The sequence below is a fragment of the Paenibacillus lycopersici genome (assembly GCF_010119935.1).
In the GTDB taxonomy this organism is placed as follows: Bacteria; Bacillota; Bacilli; order Paenibacillales; family Paenibacillaceae; genus Paenibacillus_Z; species Paenibacillus_Z lycopersici.
In genome coordinates this window covers 6,100,001-6,112,714 of sequence record NZ_CP048209.1, presented here as the reverse complement: position 1 = coordinate 6,112,714, position 12,714 = coordinate 6,100,001, and the positions used below count along the sequence as shown (strand labels likewise).

General features: G+C 60.1%; 10 protein-coding genes (1 of these 10 running past the window's edge). 9 read left to right on the top strand and 1 reads right to left on the bottom strand.

Annotated elements, in window-relative coordinates; all coding sequences use genetic code 11:
• Positions 1-139: 139 nt before the first annotated feature.
• From GXP70_RS26775 to GXP70_RS26760, 4 genes are all read left to right on the top strand, one after another.
• Complete coding sequence (locus GXP70_RS26775; protein ID WP_162359632.1) at positions 140-913, top strand: phytanoyl-CoA dioxygenase family protein; 774 nt, start codon at positions 140-142, stop codon at positions 911-913.
• Positions 906-1,121, top strand: a complete 216-nt coding sequence (locus tag GXP70_RS26770) for a DUF1450 domain-containing protein (protein ID WP_162359631.1) — start codon at positions 906-908, stop codon at positions 1,119-1,121. Before GXP70_RS26775 ends, GXP70_RS26770 begins: the two co-directional genes overlap by 8 nt.
• Before the next feature lie 89 nt (positions 1,122-1,210).
• Complete coding sequence (locus GXP70_RS26765) at positions 1,211-2,056, top strand: helix-turn-helix domain-containing protein (RefSeq protein WP_162359630.1); 846 nt, start codon at positions 1,211-1,213, stop codon at positions 2,054-2,056.
• A gap of 245 nt (positions 2,057-2,301) precedes the next feature.
• Complete coding sequence (locus tag GXP70_RS26760) at positions 2,302-2,931, top strand: hypothetical protein (RefSeq protein WP_162359629.1); 630 nt, start codon at positions 2,302-2,304, stop codon at positions 2,929-2,931.
• 324 nt (positions 2,932-3,255) lie between these two features.
• On the opposite strand, the gene GXP70_RS26755 is transcribed toward GXP70_RS26760, so the two are convergent.
• Complete coding sequence (locus GXP70_RS26755; RefSeq protein WP_162359628.1) at positions 3,256-4,185, bottom strand: ArsR/SmtB family transcription factor; 930 nt, start codon at positions 4,183-4,185, stop codon at positions 3,256-3,258.
• A 235-nt stretch (positions 4,186-4,420) separates the two neighbouring features.
• Here GXP70_RS26755 and GXP70_RS26750 point away from each other — a divergent pair, with 235 nt between their 5' ends.
• From GXP70_RS26750 to GXP70_RS26730, 5 genes are all read left to right on the top strand, one after another.
• Positions 4,421-7,174, top strand: coding sequence for a glycoside hydrolase family 2 protein (locus GXP70_RS26750; RefSeq protein WP_162359627.1), 2,754 nt, complete (start codon positions 4,421-4,423; stop codon positions 7,172-7,174).
• A 276-nt stretch (positions 7,175-7,450) separates the two neighbouring features.
• Positions 7,451-7,642 carry a YiaA/YiaB family inner membrane protein gene (locus GXP70_RS26745; protein WP_225442910.1) on the top strand — a complete coding sequence of 64 codons (192 nt, stop codon included), beginning with the start codon at positions 7,451-7,453 and terminating at the stop codon, positions 7,640-7,642.
• Positions 7,643-7,809: 167 nt separating this feature from the next.
• On the top strand, positions 7,810-9,507 hold the full coding sequence (locus GXP70_RS26740; protein ID WP_162359625.1) for a molecular chaperone HscC: 1,698 nt from the start codon (positions 7,810-7,812) through the stop codon (positions 9,505-9,507).
• Positions 9,508-11,127 carry a hypothetical protein gene (locus GXP70_RS26735; protein ID WP_162359624.1) on the top strand — a complete coding sequence of 540 codons (1,620 nt, stop codon included), beginning with the start codon at positions 9,508-9,510 and terminating at the stop codon, positions 11,125-11,127.
• Positions 11,128-11,229: 102 nt separating this feature from the next.
• On the top strand, positions 11,230-12,714 hold the 5' portion of the coding sequence (locus GXP70_RS26730; protein ID WP_162360699.1) for a response regulator. 141 nt of this gene lie beyond the right edge of the window; the window shows 1,485 of its 1,626 coding nt (coding positions 1-1,485); it begins with the start codon at positions 11,230-11,232; its stop codon lies beyond the right edge, outside the window.

Here is a 12,714-nt window from a genome sequence, read left to right as displayed (position 1 = left end):
GAGATAAGACATTGAGCGAATCATGCGCATCGCGGAAAATGAAATCATCACGCATTGCAAAAAATACACCCCATGCCTCCGCAGCTTCGCCGCTCGCGGCCGTCATGGCGGTTCAGTGACGATGAGGGAGCGATGAAGCATGCCGAAATTGACGGAAGAGCAGATGAAGCAGTATAAGGAACAAGGGTATATCGTATTCGAGCATTTGTTCAACGAAGCGGAGATCGACGTCATCCGCGAGCATATCGACCGGCTGGACGAGGAGTCCGCGCGCAGGCTGAGCGAAGGCCGCGATTTCATCAGCGCGGCGAACGAGATTAATTTCACGAGCCACCTGAACTACCAGCATCCCGACATTCAGAGGTTCATCGCCGATGAGCGTTTCGTCGATATTACGACGCAGATTCTCGGTCCGGACATTCGCCTGTACTGGGATCAATCCGTCTACAAGCGCCCGGAAGCGAAGCGGGATTTCCCTTGGCACCAGGACAACGGCTACGTGCCGACCGAGCCGATGGAATATTTGACCTGCTGGCTGGCGCTGGAAGACGCCACGATCGAGAACGGCTGCATCTACGTACAGCCCGGCACGCATAAGCTCGGCTTCGTCGAGCATGTCTACTCCGAAATCGGCTTTGTCTGCTATCAAGGCGAAGATCCGGGCATTCCGGTCGAATTGAAGAAAGGCAGCATGGTGGCCTTCCATTCCCTGCTCTTCCACCGCAGCACGCCGAACCAAAGCCAGACGAACCGCAAAGGGTACGTCATTCAATACTCCCAGGTCGGATCGTTCAATCCGGACACGGGCAAAGAGTTCCTGAACGGCCCGATTATCGCCCAAGACGGCAAGAGCGCCTATACGGGCTTCGTGTCGCGCGAAGAGGTCGAGCAAGGCGGCGCGGGCAGTGTCTAAAGCGATTCGCTGCTGCGTCAACAATTTGAGGCAGTTTCAGTACGGCGCGACGCTCCAGGAGCTGGCCGACGCCGGCGGGGACGTCAAGCTGGAACGCTGCCTGAGCTTCTGCATCGGCTGCCGCCAGCAGCGTCAGGCAAGCATCGACGGGAAGCTCGTGTGCGGAGCGGACCAGGACGAGTTCGAGCAGATCTTGAAAGGCGACTAGCCGCGCGGAGCGCGCCGGAATATCACTTCCGGCGCGTCCGCCTTTTATAAGCATAGAAGCATAGATGACGGAAGGAGCAAGACGCGGACATGACGGGCAACTTCTTTGAAGACGGATGGCGGGTGCGGCCGTCGATGGTCGGCCATGCGTCGTACGACTCGCTGGACCTGCAGGGTATCGTCTATCCGCACTGGGTGGTCAGTTACGTAACGGAAGGGCATGTGGAGTTCGAGGCCGGGGGCGTGACGAGCTACGCGTCCGCCGGACAAGTGATGCTGCATGCGCCGCATCTGCCGTTCTCGGAACGGTCCGCGCGCAGCGGCAACCACCGCTGGTTCGTCGTCGACGCCGTCAATGCGCACGGGATGGAGCTGCTGCGGCTGTACCCCGTAGGCGAGGCGACGACGATCGTCGACGGCTGGCGGTATGCCCGGGTCTTCGATCAGCTAATGGAGGCTTGGGGGCGCAGAGAAGAGCCGTTCCGCGAGCTGGAGATGTCGAGCCTCTGCCAGCTGCTGCTGTACTACTTGCTCCAAAGCTGGGAGCAGGGCGGAAGGAAGCCCCGGTCGCTGCCGCCGTCCAAGAACGACGAGCGGTTTCAGCTGCTCATCACGTATTTGAACGCAAGGCTGGACGAGAAAATCTCCCGCGAGCAGCTCGGCGAGCTCGTGCACATGAACCCGAACTACCTGGACCGGATCTTCGCGGAGAAATTCCGGCTCACCCCGATGCAGCTGCTGCGCGAGCTTCGGCTGCGCAAGGCGATGCGGCTGCTGGAGCAGACGGAGCTCCCGCTCTCGCAGATCGCCGCGCAATGCGGCATGGGCGACGCGGCGTACATCAGCCGCCAGGTCGTCAAGAGCTGCGGCGTGACGCCGGGCGCGTACCGGGAGCGGGCGAAGCTCGCGAACCAGAATTATTACGGCAGCTTCTAGCAGCCGTTTGGCGAATGGGAAAGCGCGACGCCGCAGCGATATTCGACGCGGCATATGTTGGTTGCTGCATGTGATGGTTGAAGAGGTAGTCCTATAGCCTCTGCCTCTAGTGCGGAACCTGGGCGTCACGGGATATTCCCGTGGCGCTTTTGCCATTGCAAGCTGCCGGTCTGGCGATGCTGATGAAACCTTTCGGCGCCTCGCCTCGTCGAGTGGGAGAGAACGGGGAAGCAGGAGGGAACGCGTTGGCAGGCGAGACAAGAAGAGGCGGAACGAGGGACAAGGCGATCGTCGCCGCCTTGCTGTGCATATTCATAGCAGGGGCAGCGGTGCTTATCGGCATGCAAGGCCAGGTCGGCAAGCCTCGTGCCGCTGCCGGGCGGGCCGTGAATAGCGGAACGACCGCGAGAGCGCATGCGGGGCAAGTAACGGAACCGCTCCGAATACCGCTGCAGGAGAAGGAACCGGGCAAGCCTGCCGCCGCCCTTCCAAGCCGTCTCCATCCGACAGGCGCGACGATTGCCCGTACCGGCAAGCTGCAAGACGTTCGCGTTCAGCCGCCGCAGACCTATCGGGTGACGGACGAGCCGCTCGCCGCAAGGCTGTACAAGGCACTGCTCTCGCTCGATTTCGTCCCGGAGCCGGATGGCTATTTCTGCCCGATGGACGCGGGGATTTCGTACGAGGTCCAATTCGCAGAAGACGGGAAGAACGTGCTGCATATCCGGGCAGCGGCCAGCGGCTGCCGGTTCGTCTATTCGGACGACGGCTCCGCTTACCGCGAGAACGGCGAATTCCGCCAAGCGCTCATGGATGCGACGGGCATGAACGAGGAGCAGCTCAGCGGGCTGCCGGGCGCATTCCGTTCACAATGAACGGTAGTTATGCACATGGTTATCCCCATGGTGTACATAACTACAGCCCATGGGGACCATAAGTATCGGAAAGTAGTGAACATATCCACAACTCAAGTTATCCACATCGGGACAGCGCAATCCGTCAGCGCGCAAATGTGGATATAGCTTTGGAAGCGCATATGGCACCGCCGGCAGGAACAGTACTGGCGCACGACGCTGCCGTCACGCCAACAAAGCCGGGCAGTCCTGGCTGCCACGGCATGAAGAGAAGCTCGACGTTTAGGAAACGTCGGGCTTCTCTCGCTGTTATTGGGCTCGGGTCTTCGCATGCGCGAGTACGAGCTACTCCGCGCTGCGAATGAACGCCAGCACGAGGTCCTGGCGATGGTCGCCGAAATTCGCGCCGAACAGGTTCATGCCGCGGCAGTTCGCCGCATCCTCGCGGACTTCGAGCCGGACGCGGATCGGCTTGTTGTACTGGAGTCCGAGGGAGTCGATCGTCGCGGCCGAGGACGGCATGCCGTTCACGCGGCTGTCCGTCCTGGTGATCCGCCATTCTGTCAGCTGGCCGTACTCGGTGCCGCTGCGCCACTTGTCCGGCGTTAGTTTGCCTTTGCGGTCGCCGAGGTCGCCGGGGCTCGTGTAGATGCCCACGAACGTATCGTTTATGTAGAGCGAGATGTCGGACGGCCAGTCCATCTGGAAGGACGGCGCTTCGGAGCACAGCTCGGCGCTGAAAGCGAGCTCGTCGATCGACACGCCCGGCGGCATCGGATTGGAGAAGTAGTATTCCACGTAGCCGGCGCCCGAGAACCAGAGCAGCGCGGCGTCGACCCGCTCGGGCATGTAGAAGGAGCGGGGGTCGTCGAACGATCCGACGTTCGTGCAGTCGCGCGTCATGATGCCGCAGGTCGGCTGGACGGAGCAATGCGAGTACATGCCGATCGGCATGTGCAGCTCTTCCGTGCGGCGCAGCCCTTCGCCGAGCTTGACCGGAAGGTCGAGCTGGATGGAGCGGCAGGTGGCGGAGCAGATTTTCTCGCGATTGGCGCCGAGCGTCGAGGACACCAGGTCGACGCCTTCGAGGATTTGCACGTTAATGGAGATCGTCGGCTGCGCGACGCCGAGCGCCTCGGCCAGCTGGCTGACGCTCATCGGCTTCTCGCCGAGCGCCTCCAGGATGCGCACCCGGACGTCGCCGGACAGCGCTTTGGCTACGTCCACGATGCGGGTGGAGGGGAAACGCAATATATCTTGCATGGATTCGTTCATGATCAGGATCCGTCCTTCGTTCTTGAGATGGCGCTGCAGCTGCAGGCGCGGCGCATACGCTCTTGCGCACAGGCGGCGCTAAGCTTGAGGCCCGTTAACCGGTACCCACAAGTGTACAAGAAAACCGTTACATTGTAAAAGTATAATACATATTGATAAAAATATATACCAGTGATAGAATCAAGGCTAGCAGGAACATCAAATTCACGATTATCGAAAGGTTGTGTATTCGATTATGGCAGCTCAAGCATTGCAAACGACAACGGCGGCATTGCCGCGTCCCGAATACCCGCGTCCGGACTGGCAGCGCCAAGACTGGCTGAGCCTGAACGGCAGCTGGTCGTTCCGTCTTCTCACGGACCGCGATGAGAGCGGTTCCACCCAGCCTGAAGGCGGCTTCGACAGCGAGATCACCGTGCCATTCTCCTGGGCGAGCCCGCTGTCCGGCATCGGCCGCAGCGAAACCGGCATCGGCTGGTACAAGCGCGAGGTCTCCTGGTCGCCGGAAGCGGCCGGCTCGCTCGTATTCCTCCGTTTCGGCGCGGTCGATTACAACTGCGACGTATGGATTAACGGCACGCATGCCGGTTCTCATTCCGGCGGCTACGGCAGCTTCGAATTCGACGTCACGAGCGCATGGAAGCTCAACGAGGCGAATACGATCGTCGTGAAGGCGGAAGATTTCGATTTGAAATCGCAAACCCGCGGCAAGCAGGGCTACGGCGAGAGCCGCGGCATCTGGCAGCCGGTATGGCTGGAGGCCCGGCCGCAAACGTTCGTCCAGTCGGCGAAATTCATCACGAAACTGGACGGCACCGTTCAAGCGAACACGACCGTAACGGCGGGCGTATCCGGCGATGCGCAGCTGCGGTTTGCTTTTGGCGGCGGAGCAGTGTCGCATACGGTGAATGTCAAGCTGGCCGAAGGCGAGAACAGCATCAGCGCGTTGTTCCAGGTGGCGGATCCGCAGCTGTGGAGCCCTGAAACCCCTTACCTGTACGAGGGGGAAATCCAGCTGACGAGCGGCGACGGCACGGACAGCGTAGCTGCGTATTTCGGCATTCGCGAAGTCGGCACGGCCTTGTTCGGCGACCGCAAGTACCGCTGGATCACGCTGAACGGCAAGCCGGTTTACCTGAACGGCACCCTGGATCAGGCGTACCACGAGACGGGCTATTTCACGTATCCGACGGACGAGTCCATGCGGGACGAAATCTATTTGGCCAAGCGGCTCGGCCTGGACTTCATCCGGATTCATATTAAACCGGAAGATCCGCGCAAGCTGTACTGGGCGGATAAGCTCGGCCTGATGGTCATGGAAGACATGCCTTGCTTCTGGGGCAATCCCGACGAGACGGCCCGTCCCGCTTACGAGCGCGAAGCGAAGGAAATCATCGACCGCGACTTCAATCATCCGTCGATTTTCTCGTGGATCATGTTCAATGAAACATGGGGCCTGCGCACGGACGCCGAGACGATCGCCTTGACCAGCCAGGATGCCGCCAAGGCCGAAGCGACGTACCTGCCGGAAACGCAGGAATGGGTGCGGTCGATGTACCGCTGGGCGAAGAGCGTCGATCCGACGCGGATCGTCGAGGACAATTCCCCGTGCAACTACGATAAAGTCGAATCGGACATCAACACCTGGCATTTCTACATTAATGGCTACGAAGAGGTTCGCGCCCATGTGACGGACGTCGTCGAGAAAACGTATCCGGGATCGTCCTTCAACTGCATCGGCGATAACGTGCAGACCGATGCGCCGCTGATGAACAGCGAATGCGGCAACGTCTGGGGATTCTCCAACGGCGCGGGCGACAGCGACCTGGCTTGGCATTACCGGTACATGCTGAACGAATTCCGCCGCCATGACAAAATGTGCGGGTTCGTCTTTACCGAGCTGCGCGACGTAACCAACGAGTTCAACGGCTACTATCGCCTGGACGGCCGCGAGAAATTCTTCGGCTACGACGGCTTCGTGCCGGGCATGACGATCGCGGACTTGCACGCGCCGGACTTTATCGTCATCGACGCGCCGCCTTGCCAGACGGTTCAAGCGGGCGCAAGCGTGTCGGTGCCGCTGCTGGCGTCGAGCTTCTCGGACCGCTATCACGGCCGGCAGCTGCAGCTGGGCTGGGAGCTGTGGCATGACAACCTCGGCACGCGCGTGACGACCGAGCGCGGAACGGTGGCGCTTGACTGGAACGGCTACGGCGTTACGCCGATCGCCGAGCCGCTTGCGTTCAGCGTACCGAAGCAGGATGCGGTCGCGGTGCTGGCGCTGACGCTGCGCGCCGGGGACGGCACCGTCGTGACCCGCAACTTCGTCACGTTCGACGTGCGCAGCGGCGAAGGCGTGCCGGTATACGACGCGGACGGCCGATTCATCGCCGTGCCGGTGACGGCTTTCGCGGAGCAGACCTTCGCTTATCAATGGAACGCGATCCAAGAAGGCAAGGCGAACGGCGGCAAGGCCGGACGCTTCGTCTACGACATCCAGCTGCCGGACGCAGGCGAGCAAGCCATCGTCTCGCATGTCGAGCTGGCGTTCGAAGCCAGCTCGAAGCGGCTGCTGGCGCGCAATCTCGAAGGCGCACGCGACCGGGATCATACGATCAGCATGATGCACGGCGCGGATGCCGCGGTAGAGTACAACTCGAACACATACTACATGACAGACAACGAGCTGCACGAGTCGCTGATTCATGTGCTCGTGGACGGGGAGAAGGTCGCCTCGTTCCTGTTGCCTGACAATCCGGCCGACAGCCGCGGCGTGCTCTCGTACCAGTACCAGGAAGTCCAGAACAAGCTGGATGAAGCGGGCTCCTACGGCTATCTGTGCAAAGTCGCGCTGCCGAGCAGCGTGACGGCGAAGCTCGACCGCAGCCGCGGCTTCAAGCTGGCGCTGGAAGCCGGCGAAGGCGGATTGGCGCTGTACGGACGCAATGCGGGACGGTATCCGATTGATATCGTGGTGAACGTGAAATAATCCTTTTCCCTAATATCGGGGCAGGCTGGGAGGCTTGCCCCTTTGTTCTGCCGGTCGCTATACGGCGGAGGAGCATCCGCCGGTCAGGTACTAAGTGAAGTTGGTACTTATGGCGTTCCCGCCCCGGTCGTACAATGAAGCCATATCACATAACCGACGAGGTTATACGGGAGGCTTCATGCCATGAGTACGACGGAAACCACGGAACATACCGCACAAGTTCGCAGCCAAGTGATCCCATTCTATCGCCGCCGCAATACCCCGACATACACGTTCATGGCCTGGGCCGGCTTCGCGCTGGCGGTCCTGGCGCAGTACGCGGGCATTTTCAACCTGGAAGAACCGCTCGCGGTCAAAGGCTACTACGCGATCGGCGGCGCCTTCCTGATCGTATCGTGCCTCGTGCTGCAGAAGACGATCCGCGACAACGAAGAGGACCGGTTGAACCGGGATGACATCAACGAATAGCCGCATGGCGCGGGCTTCCCTTAATGCAGCATAGGGAAGCCCCTTTTTTGTTGAGCGCGGTTAAAGATTGCGGGAATTCGATAGAAGAAAAGAGGAGAACAGGCAGATTTTATATAAATGTATTAGGAAATAGAATTCAGCGTATTAACGCGAAGCGAGGGCAAAGCATGGCGACGATCGGCATCGATTTGGGAACGACGAACAGTTTGGCCGCTTATTGGTCGGAAGACGGACCGGTATTGATACCGAATGCATTGGGGGAACATCTCACGCCTTCCGTCGTCAGTGTGGACGAGAGCGGAACCGTGCTGGTCGGGCAGATTGCCAAGGAGCGGCTGATCACGCATCCCGATTCGACGGCCGCGGTGTTCAAGCGTTTCATGGGCACGGAGAAAACGTTTCAGCTCGGCAAGCACCGCTTCACGTCGGAAGCGTTGTCGGCTTTCGTCATCCAGTCGCTGAAAGCCGACGCGGAGGCGCTCCTCGGCGAGGAGGTCACGGAGGCGGTTATCAGCGTGCCGGCGTATTTCAACGATACGCAACGAACGGCAACGAAACGCGCGGCGGAGCTGGCCGGCTTGAAGGTGGAGCGGCTCATTAACGAGCCGACCGCGGCTGCGATCTCATACGGGCTTCACGAGCAGCAGGAGGAAACGAAAATCGTTGTTTTTGACTTGGGCGGCGGCACGTTCGACGTGTCGGTGCTGGAGTTTTTCGAAGGCGTTATGGAAGTCAAGTCGATTGCCGGCGATAATTTTTTGGGCGGCGAAGATTTTACGCGGCTGCTCTTCGAGCATGGCCTGGCGCAGAGCGGCATCGACGAACGGACGCTGGATGCGAAGATGAGATCGGCTGTCTGGAAGCAGGCCGAACAGTGCAAGCAAGCGGTCAGCGAGCGCCTTGAAGGACGAATGAGCTTCACGCGGGAAGGTAGCCTCATCGAAGTCCGTGTGAACCGGGAGGCATTCGAGCGGCTGGCGGGCGAGCTCGTGCTGCGGCTGCGGCACCCGATTGAGCGGGCGATGCGCGACGCGGAGCAGAGACCGGCCGATATCGATGCGGTTATTCTGATCGGCGGCGCGACGCGAATGCCAATGATTAAATCGATCGTGGGCAAGCTGTTCGGCAAGCTGCCGTATACGCAGATCAACCCGGATGAGGCGGTCGCGCTCGGAGCGGCCGTTCAAGTCGCCTTGAAGGAACGCCATGCTTCGCTGCGGGAAGTCGTGCTTACGGACGTGTGTCCGTATACGCTCGGCGTGGAGGTGGCCAAGCAGCTGGGCGAAGGCAAATATGAGCAAGGGTATTTCAGTCCGATTATCGAACGGAACACGCCGATTCCCGTCAGCAGAATGGATCTGTATCGGACGGTTCAAGACAAGCAGCGCATGTTACGGTTAAACGTCTATCAAGGCGAAAGCAGGCGGGTGGAGAATAACCTGCTGCTGGGCGCGCTCGAGGTCGATGTGCCTGCGGACGGCGCAGGCAGGCAGACGGTGAACGTTCGGTTTACGTATGACATCAATGGCATATTGGAAGTTGAAGCGACGGCGATCGGCACGGGGAAGATGAAGCGAGCGATTTTGATGAACCGTGCGAACGCCATGTCGGAGCGCGAGATTGCAGAGCGGTTCCGGCAATTAAAGGACATCAAGGTGCATCCGCGCGATCAAGCCGAGAACCGCCTGTTGCTTGCCAGGGGCGAACGGCTCTATGAAGAAGCGCTCGGTTCGGAGAGAGAGGAGATCGGCGCTCTGATCGATCAGTTCGAGCAGGTGCTCGCCTCGCAGGATCTTAGAGAAACGCGGAAGGCTGCCGATCGGCTTAAGGCTCAGCTCGATCATCTGGAGAGGCGGAACGATTAAGTGGGAATTTGGGAAACGCTCGGCATCGGGCAGCCGACGGCCGAAATCGCAGCCATTCGAAAGGCGTATGCCTCGCAATTGAAACTTCATCATCCCGAGGACGATCCCGAAGGGTATCAGCGGCTGAGAGAAGCGTATGACCGGGCGCTCAAGCTGGCGAAGCGGCAGCGGTCGGAAGAATTGTTCGCCTCGGAGCAAGAAGAGGACACCGGGCAGTCGCTTGACCCGTTCGCGCGCGAGCTCGCCGCGCCGTCAGCGCCGTTCGACGGACTTGAAGGCGAGTCGCTACGGTTATTCGAGGCCTCTCCCGCATCGGTAACAGATGCTGGCACAGATCCTCTTGACCGTTTTATGGCACGGGCGGCAGCCTTGTACGCGAATTTTCCTGCCCGAATCCAAGTCGAGCGTTGGACGGAGCTGCTGCAGGAGGACGTCGTATGGGATCTGCGGCTGCAGCCTGCGCTCGTGCAGCGGCTGCTGGACTTTTTGGACGAGCGTTACTTCTTGCCCGCGCCGGTATGGGAACTGCTGACGCGTACCTTCGAGTGGCTCGACGCCTCTCCGTTCGAATTGCATCGTCGCTATCCGAATGTGTTCAATCACGCATACGACAAGGCGTACCTCGCGGCGATCATGGACTACGAGTCGTTGCCCGACGCGGGAGCTGTGGATTACGATGCCTATCTCCGGCACCGCGAAGCAGCTTGGCGCGCGCTGCGCGACAATGAGCTGCCGGCGATGAAAGCCGAGCTCGATCATGCTTCTCCGATGTATGGCGGCGATCCCGACCTTCTCTATTTGCAAGCGGCCTATTGCTGGCGCGCCGGCGATAGCAAAGGCGCGCTGGCGTACATCGAACGGTTCGCCGCCCTGCTTCCGGAGCGATACGAGCACAAAGAAGCGTTGTCCTTGGCGGTATCCGTATTTGAAAGAAACCGTCGGAACGATGAGGCGCGTGCTTTGCGGGCGCGTATTAACGCCTTGAATTCGCGCATCGGCGAAACGGCGATGGCGTGGAGGAAACCTCCGAGAACGCGTTCGACTTTCCGGGTCAAGCTATGGTTCGCGGTCAGGTATACCGTTCTTGGCGTTCGTTGGGCGATAGCGCTTTTGATATTGGCAGCTATTGTCGTGCACGCGATTTCCTCTCTAGGCTTACATGGAGGCGGTCATTCGATTGACCCTGACGCCCCCGGCTCCATTGGGCAAAAGCTCGGTAATCGCAACGCCCCGTCTGGAAGCAAGCAGGTGGCCGTTGACTTAAGCGATCTCTCTTTCACGGGCGTTCAAGAAGTGGTCGCGAATGTCGAGGGGGGAGAACGGCGGCGGTATATCGTATACGAGGACCCTGGCAGCTTGACGGAGCATCCGCGCACGGCTAACGATCAAGGGTATATTTTTGTCGGGTATAACAAAGGCATTACGTATTATGTCAGCGTCAATTACGAACTCGCCGCAGCCATAACGAAGTCTCATCGGGCAACCGTCGCGGGCTATGAGTACCTCTTGTTTCCCGAGGGACTGAAGGCCGAGGTGGCCGCGAACGGCATCGATCGGAAGCCCGAGGCGAACGCGCAGCCTTTTCGCTACCTCTTGGCGACGTTGGCCGTTGCCCGCTAAGAGGATAGAATTCCCTCCTATAAAGACAACATCTGCTCATTGTGCGCGTCACGTATCCCGGTATATGATGACTGAAAAAGACGGGGAAGGCGTGGGTTGCCGATGCTGGTGCTGATCGTGGACGACGAATATGAGATCCGTGAAGGGCTGCGCCGGAATTTTCCTTGGCGGGAGTACGGCATTGAAGAAGTCATTACCGCCGATGACGGCGACAGCGCGCTGGAGCTGGTCAGGGCAAGACGGCCCGAGCTGATCTTGACCGATATCCGGATGAAGCGGATGTCGGGCCTCGAGCTGATCGAGCAATGCGCCGCCGAGCGCGCCGAAGGCTGGAGAGCGGTCGTCATCAGCGGCTACGACGAGTTCGAGATGGTTCGCCACGCGATGAAGCTGGGAGCGATGGATTACTTGCTGAAGCCGATCAACACGGCGGACCTCGGCGATATTTTACGCAGAATGACCGATCAGCTGCAGCAAGAGAAGCGGGACCGCGACAACGAGCTGCTGCTCCAGTCGCATGTCCAGAGCGCGCTGCCGAAGATGCGGGAGGAAGTGCTGCGCGAGCTGGTCGATTTCAAATACAACGCCTACCGGGAAACGAGAATCCGGCACCGGCTGCGCACGCTGGAGCTGGAATGGCTGATGGAGGAGCGGCTCGCGCTCATGCTCATCGAGGTCGACGACCTGAGAGCGATCGAGAGCCGCGGCGAGCGGGACTTGATTCTGTTCGGCATCGGCAATGTCGTGCGGCAGACGCTGGAGGAGGACTGCGCCTATCGCTCCGTGCTCTACGCGGACGGCAAGAACCGGTGGGTCGCGCTGCTCGAATGCCCGGACGCGGCGAGGCTGGAGGCGTACAAGGAGCTGGGCCAGCTGTGTATCAAGCGCGTGCGGCAATATGTCAAAATCAACGTTTCGATCGGGCTAAGCTCGACCTTCGATCATGCCAACGGGCTCCATGCGACGTATACCGAGACGGAAGAGATTTTGGAGCAGAAGGCCGTCTACGGCGGCAACCGGCTGCTGACGGGACTGGGCTGGGAGAGCGACGCGGAGGACGGCAATCTATCGCTCCAGCATCCGGCGGAAGTGCTGGACTTGATCCGGTACGGATCGGACGACGAGATCCGGGCGGTGATGGCCTCTTTCACATGCATGGTCAAGAGCTGGTCGTTCACGCAGATCAAAGACATTCAGCAGCGCATCTTCGAATGGCTCCTCGAGCTGTTCAAGAAAGCGTGGCAGCACGGCTGGACGGACCGAAGCTGGGAGCGGAACCCGATGGCGGTTTGGGAGCGGCTGGAGCAGTTCGATACGCTGGAATCGCTGAAGGAGCAGGCGGAACAATTTCTGCTGACGATCGCCGCCGGATTCCGGTACCAGAGCGTTTCGCCCAGCCAGATCATCCAGGAAGCGGAGCGGTTCATTCGCAAGCATTACGCGGAGAGCCTTACGCTGCAGAGCGTCGCGGAGGAGGTTCACGTCACGCCGGTCTGGCTCAGCAAGCTGTTCAAGAAGGAGCTGCGCAAGACGTTCCTGGAGTATTTGACCGATATTCGGATGGAGCGGGCGAAGGGGATGCTGGGC